Here is a 24,566-nt window from a genome sequence, read left to right as displayed (position 1 = left end):
GGAAACGTCGGGGTCAGTCGCGATAGCCCGGGTCCAGCCGGTCGAGCTTGCGCAGCAGGGCGGGCCACTCCATCACGCCGTAGGGGCGCCGCGTGCCGGGCTGGTAGTTGTTCCAGGTGTCGTGCAGCACGGGCGCGGCCACGGCCTGCAGCGGCGCGCCCGTGGCCATGGCCGCCAGCTGGGAACGGCAGGCCAGTTCAAGCCGGTGCATCCAGTTGAAGGCCTCGCCGACCGTGCGGCCCACGGTCAGCGCTCCGTGGTTGCGCAGGATGAGCGCCTCGCCCTGGCCCAGGTCGCGCAGCAGCGAGGCCTGCTCGTCGGTGCCCAGGACCACGCCCTGGTAGTCGTGGTAGCCGATCTTCAGGAAGCGCATGGCGGTCTGGGTCAGGGGCAGCAGCCCGCACTCCAGCGACGAGACGGCCATCGACGCCCAGCTGTGGGTGTGGATCACGCAGTCCACGTCGTGCCGGTGGGCGTGCACCGCGCTGTGGATCACGTAGCCGGCCTTGTTGATCCCGTAGTCCAGGTCGCCGTAATCGGGCCGGGCGAGGATCGTGCCGTCCACGTCGACCTTGATGAGGCTGGACGCGGTGATCTCCTCGTACATCATGCCGTAGGGGTTGATCAGGAAGGCGTCGTTCTCGCCGGGGACGCGCGCCGAGATGTGGTTGGCCATCATGTCGGCCATGCCGTAGAGCTCGACCAGGCGGTAACAGGCCGCCAGGTCGACGCGGGCTTGCCATTCCGCGTCGGAGCATTGCGGGCGCATGGAGGATATGCGGAGGCGTCCCCGGGCTTGGGTGTCAGTCGTCATCGGAATTCGTGAAGATCCATTGCCGCCGCACCATGCCACGGCATCCATGGCTGGCAATTTATCTGCGGGAAGTGGCAGGGCCTAGCCATGCCTCCCGCATGGGGGCATCACGAATCGAGAAGGGTTGCGCCGGGCCAGCCGCCATGCCGGACCAGCGCGCGCATCACGTCCAGCAGCACCACCCGGGCGGCCAGCGCCGCCGGCGACAGTTCTTCGTCGTTGATGCAATAGACCAGGTTGCGGCGGAACAGGAAGGGATCGTCGATGGGGTGCATGCTGAGCAGGCCCGACTCCACCCGGGCCACGGCCGCGCCGGGCTGGATGGTGGCCAGCGCATTGGCCTGCACCAGGTCCATCAGCGTGGTCAGCCCGTCGACCTCGACGCCGATCCAGGGTTCCACGCCGGCGCGCTCGAACGCGGCCTCGACCCAGGCCCGCAGGCCGTGGGCCTTGCTTGTCACCGCCTGCGGCAGCGCGCCCAGTTGCGCCATGGAGATGGGCTCGCCGTCGGCCAGCGGCACCATGCCGCGGCGCGCCAGCAGGAACAGCCGCTCGTCCAGCACCGGGATGGCGCTGCGGCCCTGGTTGCTGTCGTTCTGGAACAGCACGGCCAGATCGAGCCGGCGCCCGTTGAGCAGTTCGCCCAGGTTGCCGGACAGGCCTTCGACCAGGTGCAGGCGCACGTTGGGATAGCGTTCGGACATGGCCGTGTAGAACGGCCGCGCCAGCACGGAGGCGGTGGTGGGCGCGAATCCCACGCTCACCATGCCGGACAGGCGCGCCTCGCGCGCCGCGGCCACCGCGTGTTCCGCGTGCCGCAGCGTGAGTTGCGCCTGCCGCAGGAAGGCCGTGCCCGCCGGCGTGGGCACGACGCCGGTATGCGTGCGCACCAGCAGCCGCGTGGCCAGCTCGCTTTCGAGGCGGCTGATCTGCTGGCTCAGCGCCGAGGCGACCACGCCCAGTTCGCGCGCGGCCCGGCCGATGCTGCCCAGTTCTGCGACGCGGACGAAGTAGCGGAGTTGGCGGAGTTCCATGGCGGGAGGCGGGATCGGAGAGGGGAATAGTAGTCGCTGGCGTAGCGCTCGGGCCGCCCGGCCGCCTCGGGGTAAGCCCGTCTGAACATTCAAAAAAATGTCAGGTATCTGACTTAATTCTGAACATCAAACGAAAATTGTTTACACTCTCATCCTCAAAATTCGAGGATGAGCGGACCGCCGCGGGGGCGGGTGTCGTTCCAGTTACGGGAGAAAGTCGATGCGCAAATTGCTGTTGGGAGCGGTCCTGGCCGCCGCGGTGTTCGGAGGGACGGCCCACGCCGCCGTCGAGCCCAAGGCCGTGGTCGCCACGTATTCGGACCTGGCGCTCGCCGGTTACGAAGATTCGCTGGCTTCCGCCAAGACGCTGCGCGCTGCCATCGACGCGCTGATCGCCAAGCCTGGCGCCGACACGCTGAAGGCCGCGCGCGAGGCCTGGCTGGCCGCGCGCGTGCCCTACCAGCAGACCGAGGCCTATCGCTTCGGCAACCCCATCGTCGACGACTGGGAAGGCCGCGTGAACGCCTGGCCGCTGGACGAAGGCCTGATCGACTACGTGGATGCCTCCTACGGCACCGAGAACGACGAGAACGCCTACTACGCGGTCAACGTCATCGCAAATTCCAAGATTTCGGTGGGCGGCAAGACGGTCGACGTCAGCAAGATTACGCCGCAGCTGCTGTCCGAGGTGCTGCATGAGGCCGACGGCAACGAAGCCAACGTGGCTACCGGCTACCACGCCATCGAATTCCTGCTGTGGGGCCAGGACCTGAACGGCACCGGCGCCGCGCCGGCCGACCGCAAGGGCACGCCGCAGGAGCGTCACTCGGGCAACCGTCCGCACACCGATTTCGATCCCAAGCAATGCACCGGCGGCCATTGCGAGCGCCGCGTCGAATTCCTGAAGGCCGTGACCGACCTGCTGGTGAACGACCTGGAAGAGATGGTCGGCAACTGGAAGAAGGACGGCGCCGCGCGCAAGGCCGTCGAGGAAGATCCCAAGGCGGGCCTGATCGCCATGCTGACGGGCCTGGGCAGCCTGTCCTACGGCGAGCTGGCCGGCGAACGCATGAAGCTGGGCCTGATGCTGCACGATCCCGAGGAAGAGCACGACTGCTTCTCGGACAACACGCACAATTCGCACTACTACGACCAGATCGGCATCCGCAACGTGTACCTGGGTTCGTATACCCGCATCGACGGCAAGACGGTCTCGGGCGCCAGCCTCTCCGAACTGGTGAAGGCCAAGGACGCCAAGCTCGACGCCGAAGTGCGCGCCAAGCTGGACGCCACCGTCGCCGCCATGCAGGCCATGAAGACGCGCGCCGAAACGGTGGAAACCTATGACCAGATGATCGCGGACGGCAACAAGGAAGGCAACGCCGTGGTGCAGGCCGCCATCGATCGCCTGGTCGACCAGACGCGCAGCCTGGAGCGCGTGATCGCGCTGCTGGAACTGGGCAAGGTCGCCATCGAAGGTTCCGACAGCCTGGACAAACCCGACGCCGTATTCAAGTGAAATTCGCATTAGCCGCCGTACTGGCGGCGTCGGCCCACGCCGTCGCCGCCGCAGCACCCGCCGCGCCCGCCGGGCGCGACGACCTGACGCCCGAAGACCAGAAGCGCGTAACCGCCATCACCGCGCCCGCGCGCGATTTCTCGAAGGCCGAAACCTTCGAGACCATGCAGGCCGGGGCGGCCACCACCAACAAGCTCATCAACGCCGACATCTTTTCGCAGCCGTCGGCCAACATGAGCTTCGAGGGGCGCCAGGAGTTCCAGGTCGGCAACGGCCTGTTCCGCAAGGACTGGGTCTCGGCGCCCGCGTCCACGCAGGCCTCCGACGGGCTCGGGCCGCTGTTCAACGCGCGCTCCTGCCAGGCCTGTCATACCAAGGACGGACGCGGCACCGTGCCCGGGTTCGATCCGCTGGAACGCACCGACGCCGTGGCGCTGCTGCTGCGCCTGGCCGTGCCGCAAGGGCCGGACCGCGGCCATCCCAAGCTTGCCGCCGGCGAAATCGCCTCCCTGCCCGAGCCGGTCTACGGCGTGCAGCTGCAGAACTTCGCGGTGGCCGGGCTGCCCGCCGAAGGGCGCATGGAGATCGAGTACGAGCCGGTCTCGGTGGCGCTGAACGGGGGAGAGACCGCGACCCTGATGAAGCCGACGTACCGCATCGAGAACCTGGGCTACGGCCCCATGCGCGCCGACACACAGATCTCGCCGCGGCTGGCGCCGCCGATGATCGGGCTGGGCCTGCTCGAATCCATCCATGAGGCCGACATTCTGGCCAACGTGGGCGCGGACAAGCGCGACGGCATCGTCGGCAAGGCCAACTGGGTCACCGACGTCCGCACCGGCGCCCGCGTGCTGGGCCGCTTCAACCTGAAGGCGGGGCAACCCACGGTGGAGCAGCAGAGCGCCGCCGCGTTCTCGAACGATATGGGCCTGTCGACGCCGCTGTTCCCCAAGCACTCCGGCGATTGCACGGCCGCGCAGCAGCCGTGCCTGGACATGCCGCACGGCGCGCAGCCGCGTTTCGGCCCCGAGGAAGTGCCGGGCAAGCTGATGGACTTCGTCACCATCTATTCCACCAATCTTGCCGTGCCCCAGCGCCGCGACGCCGACGACGCCCGCGTGCTGGCAGGCAAGAAGCTGTTCTACGAAGCCAATTGCGTCGCCTGCCACGTGCCCAAGTACGTGACGAGCCGCAACGCCAAGCAGCCCGAGCACCGGTTCCAGCTGATCTGGCCCTACACCGACATGCTGGTGCACGACATGGGCGACGACCTCGCGGACGGCGTGTCCGACGGCGAGGCCAATGGCCGCGAATGGCGCACGCCGCCGCTGTGGGGCATCGGCCTGACCAAGACCGTGAACCCCAACGCCACCTGGCTGCACGACGGGCGCGCCCGCAGTTTGCTGGAGGCCGTGCTTTGGCATGGCGGCACCGCCAAGCCGGCGCGCGACCGCGTCGTGGCGATGACGCCCGAAGAGCGCGCCGACCTGATCCGTTTCCTGGAGTCGCTGTGATGGCAGCATTGCCCAAGCGCGTAATCAAGCTGGCCGCAGCAGTGGCCTTGACGGCGGCCGCGCCCTGGGCCGCGGCCGCCGGATTGCCGGCGGACCTCGGCGAGCGGCTGGCGCGCGATTACGCCCGCCCGGCCGTGGCGAAGATGGCGGAGGCCGCCTCGGCGCTGGACGGCGAGCTGCGCGGTTGGTGCGCCCAGCCGGCCGCGGCAGGAGCGGCCCGGGTCGGCGAGGCGTTTGAGACGCTGGCGCTGGCGTGGTCCGGCGTCGAAATCCTCCGCTTCGGACCGCTGGTGCAGGCCAACCGCTACGAGCGCCTGGCCTTCTGGCCCGACACCCGCGGGGTGATGCCCAAGCAGGTGCAGGCCCTGATCGCCGCGCAGGACGACGCGCTGCTCGCGCCGGGCGCGCTGGCGGGCCGCAGCGTGGCGGTGCAGGGGCTGCCCGCGCTGGAATACGTGCTTTACGGCGAGCCGGCCCTGCTTGGGCAGAGCGGCGCGCCGGGCTTCGCCTATGCCTGCGGCTATGCCCGGGCCGTCGCCGCGAACGTCGCCGCGATCTCGCGCGACGTGGCCCGGGCCTGGAGCGCCGAGGGCGACTTCGGCCGCCAGTTCGCGCGCCCGCAGGCGGGCAACGACCTTTATCGCGATCCGCAGGAAGTGGCGGCCGAGGCCATGAAGGCCCTGTCCACCGGACTGCAGTTCGCGCGCGACGTGAAGATCGCGCCGGTGCTGGGCGATTCCGCCGCGGCGGCGCGCCCCAAGCGCGCGGCCTTCTGGCGAAGCAAGCTGTCCACGCGCCTGCTGGCCGCCAACGTCGACGGCCTGAAGGCGTTTTATCTGGCCGGCGCCTATCCCTTGCCGGCGGGCGACGCCTGGATGGATGCATCGATGCGCGGCGAGTTGGGCAGCATCGCGCAGACCTTGCGCGCGGTGCCGGTTCCGCTGGAAGAGGCCCTGGCGCAGGAAGAGGGGCGCCGGCTGCTGACGCTGGCCGCGCTCACGCTCAAGAACGCCAAGGCCATCGTCGACCAGGACCTGGCGCCCGCGCTGGGCGTCATGATCGGATTCAATGCGCTCGATGGCGATTGACCGGCGCCGCTTTCTCGCGCTGGCGGGCGCGCTGGGCCTGGCGCCCGGCGCCGCGCTGGCCGCCTTGCCCGAGGACGGCGGGGCGCTGTACCTGAGCGCCCGCAAGCGCGGCGGGCGCGACGAGGCGGTGTTGCTGGACGAGGCCGGACGCGACCGGCTGGTGCTGCCGATGCCCGCGCGCGGCCACAGCTTCGCCATCGATCCCGCCGGCCGGCGGGCCGTGGTGTTCGGACGCCAGCCGGGCTTCTTCGCCCTGGCGTTCTCGCTGGACGGCGCGGGCGAGCCCCAGGCGTTGCCCCTGCATGAAACGCGGCATTTCTTCGGCCACGGCGCCTACCTGGACGGCGGCCGCCTGCTGGCCGCCACCGAAAACGACTTCGAGGCCGGGCGCGGCGTCCTGGGGCTGTACGATGCGTCGGCCGGCGGCGGCTACCGCCGGGTCGGCGAGTTCGACACCGGCGGCATCGGCCCGCACGAGGTCGTGCTGATGCCCGACGGCAAGACCCTGTGCGTGGCCAACGGCGGCATCCTGACGCACCCCGACTACGGCAAGCTGGAACTCAACCTGGACACGATGCGGCCGTCGCTGGCCTATATCGACGCGGCCAGCGGCGCGCTCCTGGAAAAGGAAGAGCTGGCGCCCGAACTGCATCGCCTCTCGATCCGCCACCTCGCGCTGGCCGCCGACGGCGCCGTCTGGTTCGGCTGCCAGTACATGGGGCCGGCCGCCGATCGCCCCGCGCTGGTGGGACGGCATCGGCGGGGCAGCCGGCTGGAGCTGTTCGAAGGGCCGGCCCAGGCGTTGCGCGAGATGCGCAACTACGTGGGCTCGGTCGCTGTGGACGCGGCCGGCGCGGTGGTCGCCACGTCGAGCCCGGTGGGCGGGCAGGTGATCTACTGGGACGCGGCCAGCGGCCGCTGCCTGGGCACGACGGCCCTGGCGGACGGCTGCGGCGTGGCGCCCGCCGCGGGCGAGGGCTTCCTGCTCAGCAGCGGCCTGGGCGCGATGCTGCGCGTGGATGCCGCGGGCGAACCACGGCAGGCGGTCCTGGCGCCGTCGCGCGAGCTGTCCTGGGACAACCATTTCCGCAGGGCCGCGGCCGGGGCCTGACCGCCTTCTTACAAACCATGACATAACAGGGCCGCGACGCGGCCCTTTGCGCAATGCGCATCTGATACAGTTTTGGTCGTTTTTTTCGCCCCATCAGGGGGCGGCGCGAGGGGCCCTGGCCGCCGGGCCGTCCCAGGTCGGAAGCGCCCTCCGGTGGGGCGCGACGCGGGGCAACACAGGAGAATCCATGGAAGAAGCCTTGAAAGAATTCAATACCTGGGCGCCCAAGCTCGTGGACCTGGGGACCAACCTGCTGGTCGCCCTGTTGATCCTCGTCATCGGCTGGTGGGTATCTTCCCTGCTCGGGAGCTGGGTGCGCCGGGCCGCGACGCGGTCCAGCAAGATCGATCCCACCATCATTCCCATGTTCTACAGCACCGTGGTCTGGACGGTGCGCATCTTTACCGTGATCGCGGTGCTGGCGCGCTTCGGCGTGCAGACGGCCAGCCTGATCGCCGTGCTGGGCGCCGCCGGCCTGGCCGTGGGCCTGGCGCTGCAAGGCACGCTGCAGAACATCGCGGCGGGCATCATGCTGCTGATCCTGCGTCCGATCCGCGCGGGCGAGTACGTGGCCCTGAGCTCGGGCGCGGACGGCACGGTGGAAGAGGTCGGCCTGTTCCTGACGCGCCTGGTGCAGGTCGACGGCATCCACCTGACCCTGCCCAACAGCACCGTGTGGAACGCCACCATCACCAACTACAGCCGCAACAAGACGCGCCGCCTGGATATCCCGGTGCCGGTGCGCTACGGCGACGACCTGGAAGTGGTGCTGGCCAAGCTGAAGGCGCTGGTGGACGCCCGCCCGGAAGCGCTGAAGGATCCGGAACCCCAGGTGAAGGTCTTCGACTACAAGGAAAACGGCGTCATCGTGAACGTGCGCGTCTGGGCCGAGGCGAGCAAGTACTGGGACCTGCGCTGGGGCCTGTACCAGCAGATCCGCAGCGAACTGGAGCACGCCGGCTTCCAGCCGCCGATCCCGCTGCGCGAGATCCAGAATCCGAAATCCGGAGCGGCCGCCTAGCGCGGACCGCGCTTTCAGCAGGAACGGAAACGGGCGCCTCGGGCGCCCGTTTTACATTGCGGCGGCCGACGCGGCCGGAGGTCAGGCTTGCACGGCCAGCCGCGCCAGTTCGGCCTTGATCCAGCCCGCGATTTCACGCTGGCGCTGCGCCGGCATGCGGTCGATGATGGCGGTGACGCTGACGGCCAGCAGCGGCGCGCCCTGGGCGTCCAGCAGCGCGCAGCCCACGCCCAGCGCGCCGCGCACCGCGTGGTTGCCGACCACGGAATAGCCGCGGGCGCGGGTGTTGTCGATCAGCCGGTACATTTCCTGCGGCGTCATGCCGCCGTATTCGTCCAGCCGGCCGGAGTTGCGCTCGACGATGCCGCGCGCCATGTCGTCGGGCAGCGCGGCCAGCAGGGCCATGCCGCCCGAGCCCACGCCCAGCGGCTGCCGCTTGCCGGCGTAGGTGGCCAGGATCTGCACGGGGTAGCTGCCGATCTCGCGATGCAGGCTGATCGAATCGTCGTCGTCGCGCACCACCAGGAACACCGCGTCGCCGGTGCGGTCGGCCAGGCGTCGCAGCACGGGCAGCAGCTGGCGCACGCGCGGATCGCGCGAACGGGTGTCCGGGTCCACGGCCAGCTGGGCGCGGTATTTCTTGGTGCCGGCCACGGGCAGCACCAGGCCGGCGTCCAGCAGGGCGGCCAGCAGGCGGTAGATGGTGGGGCGCTGTATGCCCGTCAGGCGCGCGATATCGGTCACGCTGAGGCCATCGGGACCCTGGTCCCGCAGGGCGGCGAGGACGGCCAGCCCGCGCCGCAATGTGCGTGGGCCGGCGGCCGCGGCATCGCTGTCTTGCATGTAAATCTCTGAAAACTTGGGGTTATTCCGGAACGGTCAAGGGAAAACCATTGTCCGCACCGTGGACTCTACCTTGATGTTGCGCCCATGTATAGCCGAGAATGCATCATCCAATAATTCGAATCGTCCATTTCATGGACAGTACCCGCACGGAGACACTATGACTACAGGTCACAAGCCTGGACTGCGGCGTTTCGCCGCCACCCTTCTGGCTACCGCCGCAAGCGCATTCGCAATGGGCTCCGCCCACGCCGCCTATCCGGACAAGCCGGTGCGCATTGTGGTCGGCTTTTCCGCCGGCGGCACCACCGACGTGATCGCCCGCATCATGGCCAAGGAACTGACCGAAAGCCTCGGCCAGTCGTTCGTGGTCGAGAACAAGCCGGGCGCCGGCAGCAACATCGCCACCGACCAGGTGAAGCGCGCCGATCCCGACGGCTACACGCTGCTGTTCGTGGCCGTGACCAGCGCCATCAACCAGACGCTGTACAAGAACGTCAATTTCGACCTGACCAAGGATTTCACGCCGGTGGCGCTGGGCGCCAAGGTGCCGAACATCCTGGTGGTGAACCCGCAGGTTCCCGTGAAGTCGGTCCAGGAACTGGTCGACTACGCGAAGAAGAACCCCGGCAAGCTGGCGTTCGCCTCGTCGGGCAGCGGCACCTCCATTCATATGGCGGGCGAGCTGTTCAAGATGCAGACGGGCATCGATGTGCTGCACGTGCCCTATAAGGGCAGCGCCCCGGCCGTCACCGACCTGATCGGCGGACAGGTCCAGTTCATGTTCGACAACATGCCTTCGTCCTGGCCGCACGTGCAATCGGGCAAGCTGCGCGCCCTGGCCGTGACGACCACGGACCGCTCCAAGAGCGCGCCGGATCTGCCCACGATGAAGGAATCGGGCTTTGCCAACTTCGATGTGTCGTCGTGGTTCGGCCTGATCGCCCCCGCCGGCACCCCGCCCGACGTCGTGAACAAGCTGAACGCAGCCATGGTCAAGGCGCTGGACAAGCCCGAAGTGCAGAAAAGCTTCGAGAGCCTGGGCGCGGTGGGCGTGAAGACCACGCCGGCCGAATTCGGCCAGTTCATTAAGTCGGAAGTGGAAGGCTGGGCTCCGGTGGTCAAGGCCTCCGGCGCCAAGGTGGATTGATCTTCGCGTTCCCGGGCGGCATGCCGCCCGGCGACCGATGCACGGGGACGGGCCATTGCCCGTCCCTTTTTTGCGCGGCGGATGCCGCGGCGCCTTACTTTTTCTTCAGCATGGCGGTGCACACGCCGCGCATCATGTCCACTTCGTCGCGGGTCAGGCTCAGACGGGAGTACAGGTGGCGCATGCGCGGCATGAGCTTCTTGGGATGCGCCGGGTCCAGGAACTGGACGCCGATGAGCGCTTCTTCCCAGTGCGCCAGGAAGGCCTGCACCGCCGCGCTGGAGGCGGGCGCGGCGCCGGGCGCCGGCTCCTGCGCAGTGGAGGCGGGCAGCAGCGCGGCTCCCTGGGCCACCAGCAGCGCGTAGCGCAGTTCCCAGGCCGCCAGCTGCAGCGCCTGGGCCACGTTCAGCGAGCTGTATTCGGGATTGGCGGGAATGTGGCAGATGCGGTGGCACAGGGCGATCTGGGCGTTGGTCAGCCCGGCCCGCTCGGTGCCCAGCACGACCGCGGCGATGCCTTCGGCCGTGTCCGCCAGGTGGTCGCGGGCCAGTTCGGCGGCCTGCCGGATGTCGCAGGGCGGGGGGCCCAGGTCGCGCACCCGGGCGGTGAGCGCGAAAGCCAGCGTCACCGGCTCCAGCGCTTCTTCGAGGGTGCCGTAGACCTGGGCGCCTTCCAGCACGTCTGCCGCGCCGCTGGCGAGCGCCACGGCTTCGGGCTGGCTGGTTACATCCGGAAACTTTGGGTCCACCAGCACCAGTTCGGAAAAGCCCATCGTCTTGATCGCGCGGGCCGCCGAACCCACGTTTCCGGGGTGGCTGGGGTTCACCATAATGAAGCGAACGCGTGAAAATGCTTGAGTCATTTAAAATGGCACGTTTGGCTTAGTGCCTTCCTGGTTTTTTGGGTCGATTTCCCCGGTTGGGGCAAGGGCGGCCCCGGGGCGCGGCAAGCGGCCTACCATCAAGCCAACTCATCGCATTCGTACGGAATTTTATGCACCCGATGCTCAACATCGCCATCAAGGCGGCCCGGCGTGCCGGCACCATTATCAACCGTGCCAGCATGGATTTGGAACGACTCAGCGTGGCTCGCAAGGGGCCGCGGGATTATGTCACGGAAGTCGATCGCGCCGCCGAGGAGTCGATCGTCGAGACGCTGCGCGCCGCGTACCCGGACCACGCCGTCCTGGGCGAGGAATTCGGCCTGCAGGGCCCCGACCAGGCCGAATTCCAGTGGATCATCGATCCCCTGGACGGCACCACGAACTTCATCCACGGCCTGCCCAACTACGCCGTGTCCATCGCGCTGACGCAGCGCGGCCAGGTCACGCAGGCGGTCATCTACGATCCGTCGCGCAATGAACTGTTCACGGCCAGCCGCGGCAGCGGCACGTTCCTGAACGACCGCCGCGTGCGCGTGTCGGGCCGCACCCGCTACCACGAAGCGCTGCTGGGCGCGCACTGGCCGAACGCCGGCGACCTGGAACAGGGCTCGGCGCGTTTTCGCCAGATGGCCGAAGGCAGCACCGGCGTGCGCCGGCTGGGCGCCACGGTGCTGGACCTGGCCTACGTGGCCTGCGGCCGCCTGGACGGCTTCTGCGGCGTGGGGCTGAAGCCCTGGGACCTGGCCGCGGGCAGCCTGATGGTGCTGGAAGCCGGCGGCCTGGTTTCCGACTTCGACGGCGAGCAGGAATGGATGGATACCGGCAACGTGCTGGCCGCCAGCCCCAAGATCTTCACGCAGATGCTGTCCGCGCTGAATCCGCCGTCGGCGGCCTGAGGCCGGGCGCTTCCGCGCCGAAAGCAAAACGCCCCGACGGGGCGTTTTTTTTGTCGCAGGGCCGCCCCAAGACAAAAACGCCCCCTTAGGGGGCAGCAAGCAAGCGAAGCTTGCGCAGCGTGGGGGCCATTTTTTGGCCCGCGCGGGCCGACGGCGCCTTGCCGGTCAGGACTCGGCGCCCTGCACGGCCAGCCCGCCGTCGGGCAGCGCGAACCAGGCGCGCAGGCCGTGTTCGCGGACGATGACGTCGGCGGCATCCAGCGGCATGTAGGAGAAGGCCGTGGACAGCGCGTCGGCCATGGTGGCGTTGGGCGCCATGACGGAGACGCTGCGGTACAGCGGCCGCGCCCGGCCGGTGCGCGGATCGAAAAGATGGGTGAACCGGCCTTCGGCGTCGATGGCCGTGCCATAGCCGCCGGAGGTGGCCAGGGCCTGGTTGCGCAGGCGCGCGGTGGCGAGCAGGGCGGCGGGGTTTTGCGGATCGGCCAGCCCGACCTGCCAGTCGGCCGGCGCGTCGCGGGTGTCCATGCCCTGTATCTCGCCCATGTCCACCAGCGCCCGCTCCAGTCCGGCTTCCTTGAGCAGTTCGGTGACGCGGTCCGTGATGTAGCCCTGCGCGATGCCGTTGAGCGTGATGCCCATGCCGGGGCGCTGCAGGGTGATGCGGTCGCTCTCCAATGCCACGTCCTCGTACGACACTCGCGCCAGCGCCTGCGTCACGGCAAGGGCGGGCGGGCCGTCGCGGCTTGCGCCGGGCTGCGCGAAATGCCCGGCATACAGCTTCCACAGCGGCTGCACGGTGGGATCGAAGGCGCCGCCGGTCAGCCTGCCGTACCGCTGGCTCACGCTGAGCAGCCGCAGCAGGTCGGCGGGCGGATTGTCGAGGTATCCCTGGCGGTTCAGGCGCGAGAGGGCGCTGTCGTCGCGGTACAGGCTGAAGACGGCCTCCAGCCGCCGCAGCTCCTGGAGCGATTGCGCGATCAGGCGCTGCGCGGCTTGCGGATCCGGGTGGTACAGACGCAACTCCGCGTCGGCGCCCAGGGCCACGCCCTGCCACACGGTCGGCGCGATCGACGCCGCGGCGCGGCGCGCGGGAAAGGGGGCGAGCGCCAGCGCGGAGGCGGCGGCTGCGATGCCGATGAAGCGGCGGCGGGTAGGATTCATGGCGATGGTCCTGCAAAGAAGGCGGGAGCCTTGCGGCGCCGGGCTATTGGGCGAAGACATAGGCCTCGGGCACCTCGGCGAAAGTGACGACCCGGCCGCCGTGGGCCTGGGCGAAAGTCTCGGCGCTGGCGCGCTGCGAGAACGGCATGGCGTCTTCGGCGCCCATGCCGCCGATGAAGCGGCCTTCGATCACGTAGAAGGCCTGGCGCGCATCGATCCAGGCGGCCGGATCGGGCGCGCCGTCCGCGCCGGCCGTGGCCATATCGTTGACGTAGATGGCGCTGATGGTCTTGGGTTCCTCGGGCAGCAGGGTGTAGGCGAAGACCTGCTTGATCGACGAGAACCAGACCGGCGCCGGGCGTCCCTTGAGAAAGAGCTGTCCCTTGGGGCCGTTGTGCTCGTTCAAGGCCATGCCGCAGTAGTGGCCCACGGATTCCAGCGTGACCGGCTGGGGCGCGGGCGGAGGGGCGTCGGGGCCGGCGCCGTTGCCGCAGGCGGCGGCGGTCAGCAGGGCCGCGAGGGCCAGGGCGAGCCGCAGGCGTCTCATAGCTGCTTCCTCCGGAAGGCGGCCGTCGCCAGCAGGAAGGGAACGGCGATCCACAGCAGCAGCGCGGCGATCAGCGCGGCCAGCGGCAGGCTGGCCTGGTCGCTCAGCCCCGCCATGCCGGCATACAGCGAAATGTTCTCGAAGCCCGTCAGGTTCAGCAGGCGGTAGACGTCGGAGGGATTGAACAGCAGCAGCGCGTTGAGCATCCCGGGGCTGACGTGACGGCCCTGGTCCGCCGCCAGGACGCCCAGCAGCGCCATGTCGTAGATCACCACGAAGAACAGCCAGACGCCCAGGGCGATGCCCGCCGCCGTGGCGCGCTCGCGCACCAGCGTGCTGATCAGGTAGCCCATGGCGAGAAAACTGGCGCCCAGCAGCACGCTGGCGCCGATCAGCAGCGCGAAGGGCTGCCAGGCGCTCGCGTCCAAGCCGCCATAGGCCCATTGCAGCGCCAGCCCCGCCGAGCCGTAGCCCGCGCCCGTGGCCAGCGCCAGGATGGCCAGGTGCCCGATGAACTTGCCCACCAGCACCTGCCAGCGCGAGACCGGATAGCTGAGCAGCAGCGCCATCGTGCCGCGGTCGACCTCGCCGACCACGGCGTCGTACGCCAGCAGCATGGCGATGAGGGGAACCAGGAAGATCGACAGGCTCGACAGGCTGACCACGGTGACGGTCAGCGGCTCGGCCTTGACCGTGCCGGTGGGCGAACTGCCCAGCAGGCCGAGGGCCAGCGCCAGCGCGGCCAGCAGCAGGGCGGTCGCGAGCACCCAGCGGTTGCGCAGCCCGTCGCGGATTTCCTTGCCGATGATGGTGGCTACGGCATTCATACGTCTTCCCGTTCAAGCAGATGTGCATAGATGTCGTCCAGACCCGGCACCTGGATGTCCAGGTCGTGGATGTCGGACGAGATGGCGCCGATGCTTCGGATCGCCGCGATCTTGTCGTGCTCCTGGCAGGCCAGTTCGTACCGGCCCGCCTCGATGCGGCGCCAGGCGCCGGGCGGCGGCGTGTCGGCGCTGGCCAGCGTGAGGCGGATGCGGATCGGCAGGCCGGTGGAGCGCCGCAGCGCCGACATGGCCCCGTCCGCGATCTTCCTGCCGGCCTTCATGACCACGATGCGGTCGGCGTGGCCGGCCAGTTCCGACAGGGCATGCGTGCTCAGCAGGATGGTGGCGCCGGAGGCGCGCAGTTCGTGCACGATGTCGTAGAACATCAGGCGCGAGGCGGGATCCAGCCCCGTGGTGGGTTCGTCGAACAGCAGGACCCGCGGTTCGCCCAGCAGCGCCTGGGCCAGCGCCAGGCGCTGGCGCATGCCCTTGGAATAACCGCCCACGCGCCGGCGGGCGGCGCCGGCGATGCCCACTTTCTCCAGCAGCGCGGGATTGCCGGACAGGGGCTGGCGCTTGAGCCGGGCGTAGAAGGCCAGCGTTTCCTCGCCGGTCATGGACGGATGCAGCGCGACGGTTTCGGGCAGGTAGCCGATGCGGTTGCGCATCCGCGCCGCGGCGGGGCTGTGGGCGTCGTGCCCGAACAGCGCGACGCGGCCGCGGGTGGGGCGGATCAGGCCCAGGATGAGCTTGATCAGCGTGCTCTTGCCGGCGCCGTTGTGGCCGGCCAGGGCGACGCATTCGCCTTCGCGCAGCTGCAACTCCAGGCCGTCGACGGCATGTTGCGCGCCATAGTGCTTGCTGACGCCGGACAGCGTCACAAGGTCGGTGTTCATGGGGACTCCTTGGGGCGGTCGGCGGCCGGTTGCGGCGGCTGCATGAGCGGGGCGCTGTCGATCACGCCGCCGGGCAGGATGGCGGGGAACTGCGATTGCGCCCAGCGCACGATGGTGATGGACGGGCTGTTGAGCAGGATGCGCGCGGCGGGCGCGCGCCACAGCAGCTGGTCGACCACGTCGTTCGGCCGGTAGGCGGTGTCGGCGATGCCGTCGCCGTCCAGGTCGAAGGCGGTGTTGTCGCTCCAATAGTTGCCGCGGCCGTCCACCGACCAGTCCAGCGTCCGGGTGCCGACGTACTTCACCTGGTTGCGGTTGTTGATGAAGGCATTGCCGGCGATCTGGTTGCCTTCCGAGCCGGCCGTGAAATGCACGCCGATCTCGCAGTTGGCGAACCGGTTGTCCTGGAAGACGTTGCGGTTCGCGTTGTAGATGAACACGCATTTCCCCGCGCGGTCCACCGAGTTGTCCGTGATGCGGGAATGGTTGGCGTAGTTCAGCATCAGGCCTTGCTCGCGGCTGTCCAGCGCCACGTTGCCGCGGACGATGAGCCGGTGCGAATACATGATGGCGTAGGCCACGTCGGTGCCGGTCGCGACGTTGCCGCTGATCTCGCTGTCGTTGGTGTACATGTAGTGCACCGCGTAGCGCAGGTCGTGGAAACGGTTGTCGTTGAAGGTGTTCTGCTTGCTGGTATTGACGAAGATCCCGTCGCGGCCGGCAGAGATGTCGTTGTCGAGGATCCGGGTGCCCGGGGTGTTCCACAACGTGACGCCGTTGCCGCGCTCGGCCACCCTGAGCTCCTTGTTGCCCACGATGCGGTTGCCGCGCACCAGCGCGTCCGAGGGGCCCCAGACGTGGACGCCCACGAGGTTGTCCAGGATGTCGTTGCCCTCGACCCGCGCGCGATGCGCCTCGCGGTCCAGGAAGATGCCCGCGTCCATCTCTGACAGGCTCAGGCCGGAACGGGTGACGGTCAGGCTGCGCAGGGACACGTCCGCGGCCTTGACCCAGACGGTGCGGCCCTGGCGCGTGCCCGCGATGACGGCCGAGCGGTCCTCCGGGCCTTCCAGCGTCAGCGGCTTGTCGATGACGATGCCGCCGGCGTAGGTGCCCGGGGCCAGCTTGAGCACGTCGCCGGCCTCGGCGGCCGCGATGGCCTGCGCGAGGTCGGCGCCGGGCGCGACCGCGTGCACGGCCGCCACCGCGGCGCCGGACAGCGCCAGGGCAAAGGCCGCCAGCGCGGCGCGGGCGGCCCCCCGGCCGCCGCTCGTCAGCATTGCGATGAGCCTCATGGACGCTACGCGGTCTTCTTCGGGTGGACGATCATCTGGCCGGACATTTCCATGTGCAGCGCATGGCAGAACCACTGGCAGTAGTACCAGTACACGCCCGGCCGGTCCGCCTTGAAGGTGACCGACGAGGTGGCCTGGGGCCCGATTTCCATGGCGATGCCGTGGCCTTCGAGCGTGAAGCCGTGCGTCAAGTCCTCGATCACTTCCATGTTCGTCACCACCACGGTGACTTCGTCGCCCTGGTTGACCTCGAACTTCTTGAGGCTGAACATCGGCGCGACCGCCATCATGTACACGCGCACCTTGTTGCCGTCGCGCACGACCTTGGCCGCGTCGTCGAGCGACACGCCGTCCTTCTTGGCCATCTGGCGGGCTTCTTCCCACATGGGGTCGTCGCGCTTCCAGACGCTCAGCGGGTGGACCTTGGAGCGGTGCACCAGGCACATGTCGTGCGGTTCGGCGAAGCTGGGGCCGTCATGCACCAGCTTCATCTCGTCGCCGGAGATGTCGATCAGCTGATCGTTCTCGGGCTTGAGCGGGCCGACGTTCAGGAAGCGGTCCTTCGAGAACTTGTTCAGCGACACCAGCCACTTGCCGTCGGCCTCGCGGGTTTCGCCCATGGTGGTGTGGTTGTGGCCGGGCTGGTAGTGCACGTCCAGCTTCTGGATGATGGGATCGACCTTCTCGCCCTTGTAGGCGCGCTTGGCCTTGTCGATGTTCCACTTCACCATCTGGCTGTCGATGAACAGCGTGGTGTAGGCGTTGCCGCGCCCGTCGAAGGCCGTGTGCAGGGGCCCCAGGCCCAGCTGCGGCTCGGCCACCACGCAGTCGCGCGGCTTGATCTTGTCGTCGAACAGGTCGTCCAGCGTGCGCACGTCCAGCACCGTGACGGTGGGGGACAGCTTGCCGTTGAGCACCACGTGGATGCCGTCGGGCGCGGCGTTGCAGCCGTGCGGCGAGTTCGGCACGGGAATGTAGCGGGTGTACTTGGAGCCGTGGCGCCCGTCGATGACCGGCACGCCGCCCATCATCTTGTAGTCGCCCGACTTGACGGCTTCCTCGATGCGCTTGATGTTGAACACCACCACCCAGTCCTGCTCGTTGGCGGACATCTCTTCCACCGTGACGCCCTTCTCGGAGTTGTAGCAGGTGGAGAAGGAGTACTTGCCCTGGTAGTCGGCGTCGCCGTTGTCCAGGTTGCCGTCGACCAGCACCTGCCAGGCGACCTTCATCGTGTCGCCGTCCAGCGCGGTGTAGACGGCGAAGAAGTTCTTCTTGGGATCGTCGAGCACCTTGCCGTCGTTGGGCAGCGGCGAGATGTGCTCGCCGTTGGCGAACACGTAGCCGGTGCGCGGATAGCGCTGTGGCCGCAGGCCGTGCACGCCGGACACGTTGGGCAGCTCGGTGATCTTGTCCGTCTTCATCACGTCCAGCCGGATGCGGGCGACGCGGTTGTTGGCCTTGTCGTTGATGAACAGGTAGCGGCCGTCGTAGGTGCGGTCGGTGAAGGACAGGTGGGGGTGGTGGGCGTCGCCGTTCGGGAAGACGCCGCCCTTGTCCTTGAGGTATTCGCGGGTTTCGGGCGTCAGGCCCTCGGTGAGGATCTTGCGGCTTTCGTTCGTGCGGCCCCAGCCGGTGGCGCTGCAATGGTTGAAGACCGGGATGCGGACCAGTTCGCGCATGGACGGCAGGCCCAGCACGCGGACCTCGCCCGACTGGCCGCTGGAGTTGAAGGCATAGTATTCGTCCAGCTCGCCGGGGCCGACGTGGCCCAGCACGCCGTTCGCGCCGGCTTTTGCGTCCTTGCCGTGCGCGGTGGGAATCTGCGCGCCCGCGACCAGGCCGGCCGCGCCGGTGATCGCTGCGGTTCCGAGGAAGCTGCGGCGGGTGAGGCCAGCCTTTTCGGGATTCTTGTCGGACATGGATAACTCCTCGATAGGAACGGCGGCGAACGCCGTGGTGTAAAAAATGACCGCTGGCGCGGCGCCCGCGGCGCGGGCGTTCCCGCTCCGGGACGGCCCGGGGCGGGAATGGGGGTTCAGGCTTCGGATTGCGGGTTCGGATTCGGGGCGCGGTGGATGACGATCGGCTGCTCGACGGGTTCCTCCGCGGCGGGCCGGCGGCGTTCCCGCTTGGCTTTCTTCTGGATCAGGTGCGGACACTTCTGGTCATGGTGGTAGAGCATCTGGCAGTGCAGGCACTGGATGCACTCGTTCGGGTTGATTTCGCCGGTGGGGTCGATGGCCTGCACCGGGCATTCGAGGTTGCAGCGCTGACAGGGGTTGCCGCAATCGCGGTAGCGGCGCAGCCAATTGAAGATGCGCAGCCGGGCGGGTATGGCCAGCGCGGCGCCCAGCGGACAGAGATAGCGGCAGAAGAAGCGTTCGACGAACAGGCCGGCCGCAAGCAGCGCCACCGCGAACACCACGAAGGGCCAGTAGCGGACGAAGCGCAGGATGATCGCGGTCTTGAAGGGTTCGATTTCGGACAGCTGTTCGGCCAGCGCCAGGTCGTACAGCGAGAAGCCGAACAGCAGCAGGAAGATCACGTACTTCAGCGTCGACAGGCGCTGGTTCACGCCGTGGCTGATCTTCACCTGGCGCACGCCCAGGCGCTTGGCCACGCGGTTGGTCAGCTCCTGCAGGGCGCCGAAGGGGCACAGCCAGCCGCAGAAGGCGCCGCGGTTCCAGAACACCATCGAGATCGCGGTGGCGCACCACAGGATGAACACCAGCGGATCCATCAGGAAGTATTCCCAGCGGAAGTCGCTGCGCAGCGCCGAGAAGAAGGTCAGCACGTTCACGATGGACAGCTGGGCCTGGCCGTACCAGCCGATCCAGAACAGCGCGAACGCCAGGAACGCCAGCCGCAGGCGGTCGTGCAGCAGGGGCCGGCTGGTGAGCTGGTCCTGGAAGAAGAAGATGCCGACCAGCACCAGCAAGGCCACCGTCAGGACGGCCACCTGGCCGGACTTGCCGCGCCAGATCTGTTTCCACAGCGCGGGCGCGGGTTCCTCGGCGGCCGCTTGCGCGGCGGCCGGGGCGGAATTGGCGGCCGCGGTCGCGGGCGTCGCGGCGGGCGGCTGCGCGCCGTCTGCGGGCCGGGTATAGGCCGAGGGCAGGTCGTAGCCCAGGTCGAAGGTGACGAACGCCTTGTCCTTCACGCTGAGCACGCGCTGCACCATGAGTTGCAGGCGCCAGGGCGCGACCGGGTCCAGGATGGCGTCGTCCGGCACCACGAACAGCGCGACTTCGCGGAACGCGGGGGCGCCCTCCGCGACGACGTCGGCCAGGCGCTGGTGGTTGCGGTCCCGGAAACGGAAGCTGCCTTCATCCTGGATCACTTCGATGCGGTCGAAGATGCCGCCGCGCACGTAGCCCGATCCCTTGAAGGAATAGCTGCCGTTGCCCGCCACCAGCACGGCCTGCTGGCCGGGCTTGAGCCTTTCCTTCAGGCGCTGCCATTCGGTGTCGCCGAGCAGGCTGCGGCCGATCGCGGGCACGCTGACGAGCGCGGCGTAGAGATCGATGAAGGTATCGTCGTCCGACTTGCCGTCGCCGCCGGCCGCGGCATCGGCCCTGCCGGATTCGCGGAAGGCGCGGTCGACGTCTTCGGGCGTCAGCCGCAGATTGCGCACGGCGCCGGCGTCGAGCAAGGCCTGCCACGACTGCGGCGTGTCCTGTTTGTCGTCCACGACGCGCGCGGCGACGGGCGCCGCCTGCTGCGCGGGGGCGGCCGTCTTGTCGATGCCATGGGCGCGCGCCACGGCGATGGCCGAGCGCGTGATGCTGTCGCCGATCACCATCAGCGTGACGGTCGCCCCGCTGATGATGTCCACGGGCGGCGGCGCGCCGTGGCGGGGAGGGGAGTCGACGAAATTGAGGCCGACGTAGCCGCTGATGAAGTGGTCCACCTTGGCTTGCGGAATGCCGATGAGCACGATGGGCTCATGGTGTTCGACCAGCTTGGCGCCCATGATGCGGCCGTCGTTCGCCAGCGCCACCAGCACGTCGATGGGCTTGCTGGAATAGCCGCGGGTGTTGACCACGTCGGAAGTGAGATACACCACGCCCACCTGGCGTCCGCCCGCGTAGGCCTTGGCGACCATCGGCTTGCCGGCGGGAGCGTCGACCCGGTCGGCGCCGGGAAAGAGTTCGCCTATCGGCGTGGAGGCCAGGAAGTCGGGCAGCCGCTGCGCCTGCGCGATGCCGATTGCCGTTCCGAATAGCAGCAGGATGAGAAGTGCCGCCTGGATGAACCGAGTGAACCGTAGCCCCGCCGCTGTGCTGCCTTGCATGCTCGAACTCTACTTGTTTGCAATTGTTTGCAGGCATCCTACGAAGATGGAAGACCCTTCGTATTGCGGTTTGTCAATGGGCACGGTTTCGGTGCGCCGGATGGGCCAATACCCCTATGCGGCATGGGGATTTCCCCTGTTTTTGGGCATCTGAACGGGGTGGGATTGATGTCCGTCAATAGCGCGCTTTTTTCGCCGTCTTAGACTTGTGCGTGGCGGCAGCGACGCAGGCATGTGCCTGGCGCGAGTCGAAGAATGGCCGCCCTGTTTACGGAGAGTCTCCATGCTGGCAAAAGCCACCCTAGCTATCGTTCTGTCCGCAGCCAGCCTGCCCGTGCTGGCTGCTCAATGCGAAGCAACCATCGAAAGCAACGACGCCATGCAGTACAACCTGAAGGAAATGGTCGTTGACAAAAGCTGCAAGCAGTTCACGGTGCACCTCAAGCACGTCGGCAAGATGGCCAAGGTCGCCATGGGCCACAACTGGGTGCTGACCAAGGAAGCCGACAAGCAGGGCGTCGCCACTGACGGCATGAACGCCGGCCTGGCGCAGGACTACGTGAAGGCGGGCGATACCCGTGTCATCGCGCACACCAAGGTCATCGGCGGCGGCGAATCGGATTCGGTAACGTTCGACGTGTCCAAGCTGACCCCGGGCGAAGCCTATGCCTACTTCTGCTCGTTCCCCGGCCACTGGGCCATGATGAAGGGCACGCTCAAGCTGAGCAACTGACCCCGCCCTAGCGCGCAGATACCGGCCCAGGGCCGGTTTTTTTTGTCTTGGGGCGGCCCTGCGAAAGAAAATGGCCCCCACGCTGCGCGCTTCGCTTGCTTGCTGCCCCCCAAGGGGGCGTTTTTGTCTTGGGGCGGCCCTGCGACAAAAAATACCCCCCACCGGCCCCTGGTTCCTACGGCCTAAATCGCCTGTGCATCAGGCGTACGGAGGGGGGGCGTCACCGGCGTGTCACGGATTTTCCATGTACGATTACCGGTCGTGTAACTTCTGGAGCTCCTGATGGAGTGGCTGCTGGACCCCACCGCGTGGGTCGGCTTGCTTACCCTGGTCGTCCTTGAGATCGTCCTGGGAATCGATAACCTGATTTTCATCGCCATCCTGGCGGACAAGCTCCCCCCTGCGCAACGCGACCGCGCGCGCATCATGGGCCTGAGCCTGGCGCTCATCATGCGCCTGGGCCTCTTGTCGGTCATGTCATGGCTGGTCACGCTGACCGCCCCCCTGTTTTCCATCGGCCCGCTGTCATTCTCCGGGCGCGACCTGATCCTGATGATCGGCGGCCTGTTCCTGCTGTTCAAGGGCACCATGGAACTGCACGAGCGTCTCGAAGGCTCGCAGCACGGGGGCTCCTCGGGGCCGCGGGTGTACGCCAGCTTCTGGGTGATCGTGACGCAGATCGTGGTGCTGGACGCGGTGTTCTCGCTGGATTCGGTCATCACGGCCGTCGGCATGGTGGACCACCTGGCCATCATGATGATCGCGGTGATCATCGCGATCGGCATCATGCTGCTGGCCTCCAAGCCGCTGACGCGTTTCGTCAACGCCCACCCGACGGTGGTGGTGCTGTGCCTGGGCTTCCTGCTCATGATCGGTTTTTCGCTGCTGGCAGAAGCGTTCGGCTTCAAGGTGCCCAAGGGCTACCTGTACGCCGCGATCGGCTTCTCGGTGGCCATCGAGGCCCTCAACCAGGTGGCGCGCCGCAATCTGCTCAAGCTGGATGCGCGCCGCCCCATGCGCGAACGCACCGCCTCGGCCGTGCTGCGCATGCTGGGCAAGCGTCCTCCGGCAGACGAACCCGACCTGCCCAGCGCCGACGGCCCGTCCGTCCCGGCGTTCGGCGTGGAAGAGCGCAACATGGTCAGCGGCGTGCTGACCCTGGCCGAACGGTCCATCCGTTCCATCATGACGCCCCGCACGGACGTGTCCTGGATCAACATCGACGATGATCCCGAGACCATCCGCGCCCAGCTGACCGAGGCGCCGCACAGCTTCTTCCCCGTCTGCCGCGGCTCGCTCGACGAGGTGTTGGGCATCGGCCGCGCCAAGGATCTCGTGGCCGACCTGATCACCGAGGGCCGGGTGCGGCGCAACCGCCTGCGCGACCCCATCATCGTGCACGAGTCCATCGGCATCCTGCGCCTGATGGATACGCTCAAGCGCTCGCGAGGCCAGCTGGTGCTGGTGGCCGACGAGTTCGGCGCCATCGAGGGGCTGGTGACGCCCATCGACGTGTTCGAGGCGATCGCCGGCGAATTCCCCGACGAGGACGAACTCCCCGACATCGTCGCCGACGGCGACAACACCTGGAAAATCGACGGCGCCGCCGACCTGCATCACGTCGAGCAGGTGCTGGAGACCGAGGGCCTGGTCGACGACGCCCAGGACTTCTCCACCCTGGCGGGCTACCTGCTGTCGCGTTTCGGGCACCTGCCCAAGCCGGGCGACGTCTGCGAGTATGAAATCCATCACGACCATTTCCGCTTCGAAGTCCTGGAAATGGACGGCCGCCGCATCGCGCTGGTGCGCGTGGAGAAGCGGCCGCAAGAGCTGCACGCCGACGACGCCTCCCTTGCCAACGACTAACTGGAGCGACTCCGCATCGTGACCGAAAACGCGCTATACCTGATCAAGGCCTTCGTCCTGGGCATCATCGAGGGGCTGACGGAATTCATCCCCGTCTCCAGCACCGGCCACCTCATCCTGGTGGGCGACTGGATCAATTTCGAGTCCAGCCAGGGCAAGGTCTTCGAGGTGGTGATCCAGCTGGGCTCCATCCTCGCGGTGATGTGGGTCTTCCGCGCGCGCCTGCTGCGGCTGGTCCGCGGCACCCTGACCGGCGTGCCCAGCGAAGTCGCCTTCACCCGCAACCTGATCATCGCCTTCCTGCCGGCCGCCGTCATCGGGGCGATCTTCATCAAGTCCATCAAGAGCGTCTTCTACCACCCCAGCGTGGTGGTGGTGACCCTGGTGCTGGGCGGCCTCATCATGCTGTACGTGGAGCGCAAGACGCACCATACGCCGGGCGACCAGCCGGGCGCGGCCGACGATACCGCCTCCGACGAACGCGCCACGGCCCGGACCCTGGAGCAGATATCCTGGAAGCAGGCGCTGGGCGTGGGCGTGGCGCAGTGCCTGGCCATGATCCCGGGCACCTCGCGGTCGGGCGCGACCATCATTGGCGGCATGATCGCCGGCATCCAGCGCAAGACGGCCACCGAGTTCTCCTTCTTCCTCGCCATGCCGACCATGCTGGGCGCCGCGGTCTACGACATGTACAAGAACATGGAGCTGCTGACCCAGCACGACCTGGCCGGCATCGCGGTGGGCTTCGTCGCCGCGTTCCTGAGCGCCATGGTGGTCGTGCGCGCGGTGCTGCGTTTCGTCGCCAACCATACGTACCGCGTGTTCGCCTGGTACCGCATCGTCTTCGGCGCCGTGGTCGCGGCCTGGATCTTCACCCGCTGAAGCCTTCGCAGCGACGAAAAAGGGGCCCGCGAGGGGCCGTAGGATGGGTGGAGCGCGAGAGTTCTTAAGCCAGAACACCGCCATCCATCGCGCGAAACCCATGCGGTCATGGGCAGACTGGTTTTAGGTCTATGCCGGGCACCCTCTGCCCACGGCCGCATGGGTTTCGCGCGTTGAGCACCGGGG

Annotated in this window: 21 protein-coding genes; 10 read left to right on the top strand and 11 right to left on the bottom strand. The window is 68.1% G+C overall.

All coding sequences use genetic code 11. From position 1 onward, the window contains the following. Window positions 1-13: 13 nt before the first annotated feature. Together ADE01S_RS08790 and ADE01S_RS08785 are read right to left on the bottom strand one after the other, a co-directional pair. Complete coding sequence (locus ADE01S_RS08790; protein WP_232481961.1) at window positions 14-769, bottom strand: class II aldolase/adducin family protein; 756 nt, start codon at window positions 767-769, stop codon at window positions 14-16. A 152-nt stretch (window positions 770-921) separates the two neighbouring features. Beyond that, window positions 922-1,848 carry a LysR family transcriptional regulator gene (locus ADE01S_RS08785; RefSeq protein WP_062681304.1) on the bottom strand — a complete coding sequence of 309 codons (927 nt, stop codon included), beginning with the start codon at window positions 1,846-1,848 and terminating at the stop codon, window positions 922-924. A 220-nt stretch (window positions 1,849-2,068) separates the two neighbouring features. Here ADE01S_RS08785 and ADE01S_RS08780 point away from each other — a divergent pair, with 220 nt between their 5' ends. From ADE01S_RS08780 to ADE01S_RS08760, 5 genes are all read left to right on the top strand, one after another. Further along, window positions 2,069-3,367 (top strand): imelysin family protein, encoded by a 1,299-nt coding sequence (locus tag ADE01S_RS08780; RefSeq protein WP_062681303.1) that lies wholly within the window; start codon window positions 2,069-2,071, stop codon window positions 3,365-3,367. Further along, window positions 3,364-4,881, top strand: coding sequence for a di-heme oxidoreductase family protein (locus ADE01S_RS08775; protein WP_062681302.1), 1,518 nt, complete (start codon window positions 3,364-3,366; stop codon window positions 4,879-4,881). Before ADE01S_RS08780 ends, ADE01S_RS08775 begins: the two co-directional genes overlap by 4 nt. Beyond that, the gene (locus ADE01S_RS08770) at window positions 4,881-5,969 is read left to right on the top strand and encodes an imelysin family protein (RefSeq protein WP_062681301.1); all 1,089 of its coding nucleotides are present in this window, start codon (window positions 4,881-4,883) and stop codon (window positions 5,967-5,969) included. Before ADE01S_RS08775 ends, ADE01S_RS08770 begins: the two co-directional genes overlap by 1 nt. Continuing rightward, window positions 5,959-7,080: a DUF1513 domain-containing protein gene (locus ADE01S_RS08765; RefSeq protein ID WP_062681458.1), complete on the top strand. Its 1,122-nt coding sequence runs from the start codon at window positions 5,959-5,961 to the stop codon at window positions 7,078-7,080. The genes ADE01S_RS08770 and ADE01S_RS08765 overlap by 11 nt, the downstream gene beginning before the upstream one ends. A 187-nt stretch (window positions 7,081-7,267) precedes the next feature. Further along, window positions 7,268-8,101, top strand: coding sequence for a mechanosensitive ion channel family protein (locus ADE01S_RS08760; protein WP_062681300.1), 834 nt, complete (start codon window positions 7,268-7,270; stop codon window positions 8,099-8,101). Window positions 8,102-8,182: 81 nt separating this feature from the next. Here ADE01S_RS08760 and ADE01S_RS08755 read toward each other — a convergent pair whose 3' ends face one another. Beyond that, window positions 8,183-8,944 carry an IclR family transcriptional regulator gene (locus ADE01S_RS08755; protein WP_062681299.1) on the bottom strand — a complete coding sequence of 254 codons (762 nt, stop codon included), beginning with the start codon at window positions 8,942-8,944 and terminating at the stop codon, window positions 8,183-8,185. A 160-nt stretch (window positions 8,945-9,104) separates the two neighbouring features. Here ADE01S_RS08755 and ADE01S_RS08750 point away from each other — a divergent pair, with 160 nt between their 5' ends. Then, the gene (locus ADE01S_RS08750; protein WP_062681298.1) at window positions 9,105-10,094 is read left to right on the top strand and encodes a Bug family tripartite tricarboxylate transporter substrate binding protein; all 990 of its coding nucleotides are present in this window, start codon (window positions 9,105-9,107) and stop codon (window positions 10,092-10,094) included. A 94-nt stretch (window positions 10,095-10,188) separates the two neighbouring features. Here the strand turns inward: ADE01S_RS08750 and ADE01S_RS08745 are convergent, their stop codons facing one another. Further along, window positions 10,189-10,956: an RNA methyltransferase gene (locus tag ADE01S_RS08745; RefSeq protein ID WP_075873352.1), complete on the bottom strand. Its 768-nt coding sequence runs from the start codon at window positions 10,954-10,956 to the stop codon at window positions 10,189-10,191. 131 nt (window positions 10,957-11,087) lie between these two features. Here ADE01S_RS08745 and ADE01S_RS08740 point away from each other — a divergent pair, with 131 nt between their 5' ends. Continuing rightward, entirely contained in the window at window positions 11,088-11,873 is a 786-nt protein-coding gene (locus ADE01S_RS08740) for an inositol monophosphatase family protein (protein ID WP_062681296.1), read from the top strand. 165 nt (window positions 11,874-12,038) lie between these two features. On the opposite strand, the gene ADE01S_RS08735 is transcribed toward ADE01S_RS08740, so the two are convergent. The 7 genes from ADE01S_RS08735 to ADE01S_RS08705 all read right to left on the bottom strand — a co-directional run bounded on the left by ADE01S_RS08735 (window position 12,039) and on the right by ADE01S_RS08705 (window position 20,899). Continuing rightward, window positions 12,039-13,037, bottom strand: coding sequence for an FAD:protein FMN transferase (locus ADE01S_RS08735; protein WP_062681295.1), 999 nt, complete (start codon window positions 13,035-13,037; stop codon window positions 12,039-12,041). Window positions 13,038-13,080: 43 nt separating this feature from the next. Continuing rightward, window positions 13,081-13,584, bottom strand: coding sequence for a nitrous oxide reductase accessory protein NosL (locus tag ADE01S_RS08730; protein ID WP_062681294.1), 504 nt, complete (start codon window positions 13,582-13,584; stop codon window positions 13,081-13,083). After that, window positions 13,581-14,411: an ABC transporter permease gene (locus tag ADE01S_RS08725; protein WP_062681293.1), complete on the bottom strand. Its 831-nt coding sequence runs from the start codon at window positions 14,409-14,411 to the stop codon at window positions 13,581-13,583. Before ADE01S_RS08725 ends, ADE01S_RS08730 begins: the two co-directional genes overlap by 4 nt. Next, the gene (locus ADE01S_RS08720; RefSeq protein ID WP_062681292.1) at window positions 14,408-15,307 is read right to left on the bottom strand and encodes an ABC transporter ATP-binding protein; all 900 of its coding nucleotides are present in this window, start codon (window positions 15,305-15,307) and stop codon (window positions 14,408-14,410) included. Before ADE01S_RS08720 ends, ADE01S_RS08725 begins: the two co-directional genes overlap by 4 nt. After that, entirely contained in the window at window positions 15,304-16,602 is a 1,299-nt protein-coding gene (locus ADE01S_RS08715; protein WP_062681291.1) for a nitrous oxide reductase family maturation protein NosD, read from the bottom strand. The genes ADE01S_RS08720 and ADE01S_RS08715 overlap by 4 nt, the downstream gene beginning before the upstream one ends. Before the next feature lie 5 nt (window positions 16,603-16,607). Then, complete coding sequence (gene nosZ / locus ADE01S_RS08710) at window positions 16,608-18,524, bottom strand: TAT-dependent nitrous-oxide reductase (protein WP_062681290.1); 1,917 nt, start codon at window positions 18,522-18,524, stop codon at window positions 16,608-16,610. 116 nt (window positions 18,525-18,640) lie between these two features. Then, on the bottom strand, window positions 18,641-20,899 hold the full coding sequence (locus tag ADE01S_RS08705; RefSeq protein WP_082775736.1) for a NosR/NirI family protein: 2,259 nt from the start codon (window positions 20,897-20,899) through the stop codon (window positions 18,641-18,643). Window positions 20,900-21,182: 283 nt separating this feature from the next. Here ADE01S_RS08705 and azu point away from each other — a divergent pair, with 283 nt between their 5' ends. The 3 genes from azu to ADE01S_RS08690 all read left to right on the top strand — a co-directional run bounded on the left by azu (window position 21,183) and on the right by ADE01S_RS08690 (window position 24,380). Next, window positions 21,183-21,632, top strand: coding sequence for an azurin (gene azu, locus ADE01S_RS08700; protein WP_062681289.1), 450 nt, complete (start codon window positions 21,183-21,185; stop codon window positions 21,630-21,632). Between the two features lie 282 nt (window positions 21,633-21,914). Continuing rightward, on the top strand, window positions 21,915-23,498 hold the full coding sequence (locus tag ADE01S_RS08695; RefSeq protein ID WP_062681288.1) for a TerC family protein: 1,584 nt from the start codon (window positions 21,915-21,917) through the stop codon (window positions 23,496-23,498). An 18-nt stretch (window positions 23,499-23,516) separates the two neighbouring features. Next, window positions 23,517-24,380, top strand: coding sequence for an undecaprenyl-diphosphate phosphatase (locus tag ADE01S_RS08690; protein WP_062681287.1), 864 nt, complete (start codon window positions 23,517-23,519; stop codon window positions 24,378-24,380). Window positions 24,381-24,566: the final 186 nt, after the last annotated feature.

This window comes from Achromobacter denitrificans NBRC 15125 (assembly GCF_001571365.1).
Lineage (GTDB): Bacteria > Pseudomonadota > Gammaproteobacteria > Burkholderiales > Burkholderiaceae_B > Achromobacter > Achromobacter denitrificans.
The sequence above is the reverse complement of the archived record's forward strand: the minus strand, read 5'-3'. Positions and strand labels throughout refer to the sequence as shown.

Coding starts and splice junctions, on each gene's coding strand:
- ADE01S_RS08725 (WP_062681293.1), bottom strand. CDS start 14,411: ATGAATGCCGTAGCCACCATCATCGGCAAGGAAATCCGCGACGGGCTG.
- ADE01S_RS08770 (WP_062681301.1), top strand. CDS start 4,881: ATGGCAGCATTGCCCAAGCGCGTAATCAAGCTGGCCGCAGCAGTGGCC.
- ADE01S_RS08740 (WP_062681296.1), top strand. CDS start 11,088: ATGCACCCGATGCTCAACATCGCCATCAAGGCGGCCCGGCGTGCCGGC.
- ADE01S_RS08730 (WP_062681294.1), bottom strand. CDS start 13,584: ATGAGACGCCTGCGGCTCGCCCTGGCCCTCGCGGCCCTGCTGACCGCC.
- nosZ (WP_062681290.1), bottom strand. CDS start 18,524: ATGTCCGACAAGAATCCCGAAAAGGCTGGCCTCACCCGCCGCAGCTTC.
- ADE01S_RS08705 (WP_082775736.1), bottom strand. CDS start 20,899: ATGCAAGGCAGCACAGCGGCGGGGCTACGGTTCACTCGGTTCATCCAG.
- ADE01S_RS08785 (WP_062681304.1), bottom strand. CDS start 1,848: ATGGAACTCCGCCAACTCCGCTACTTCGTCCGCGTCGCAGAACTGGGC.
- ADE01S_RS08715 (WP_062681291.1), bottom strand. CDS start 16,602: ATGAGGCTCATCGCAATGCTGACGAGCGGCGGCCGGGGGGCCGCCCGC.
- ADE01S_RS08760 (WP_062681300.1), top strand. CDS start 7,268: ATGGAAGAAGCCTTGAAAGAATTCAATACCTGGGCGCCCAAGCTCGTG.
- ADE01S_RS08790 (WP_232481961.1), bottom strand. CDS start 769: ATGCGCCCGCAATGCTCCGACGCGGAATGGCAAGCCCGCGTCGACCTG.
- ADE01S_RS08765 (WP_062681458.1), top strand. CDS start 5,959: ATGGCGATTGACCGGCGCCGCTTTCTCGCGCTGGCGGGCGCGCTGGGC.
- azu (WP_062681289.1), top strand. CDS start 21,183: ATGCTGGCAAAAGCCACCCTAGCTATCGTTCTGTCCGCAGCCAGCCTG.
- ADE01S_RS08720 (WP_062681292.1), bottom strand. CDS start 15,307: ATGAACACCGACCTTGTGACGCTGTCCGGCGTCAGCAAGCACTATGGC.
- ADE01S_RS08735 (WP_062681295.1), bottom strand. CDS start 13,037: ATGAATCCTACCCGCCGCCGCTTCATCGGCATCGCAGCCGCCGCCTCC.
- ADE01S_RS08695 (WP_062681288.1), top strand. CDS start 21,915: ATGGAGTGGCTGCTGGACCCCACCGCGTGGGTCGGCTTGCTTACCCTG.
- ADE01S_RS08780 (WP_062681303.1), top strand. CDS start 2,069: ATGCGCAAATTGCTGTTGGGAGCGGTCCTGGCCGCCGCGGTGTTCGGA.
- ADE01S_RS08745 (WP_075873352.1), bottom strand. CDS start 10,956: ATGACTCAAGCATTTTCACGCGTTCGCTTCATTATGGTGAACCCCAGC.
- ADE01S_RS08750 (WP_062681298.1), top strand. CDS start 9,105: ATGACTACAGGTCACAAGCCTGGACTGCGGCGTTTCGCCGCCACCCTT.
- ADE01S_RS08755 (WP_062681299.1), bottom strand. CDS start 8,944: ATGCAAGACAGCGATGCCGCGGCCGCCGGCCCACGCACATTGCGGCGC.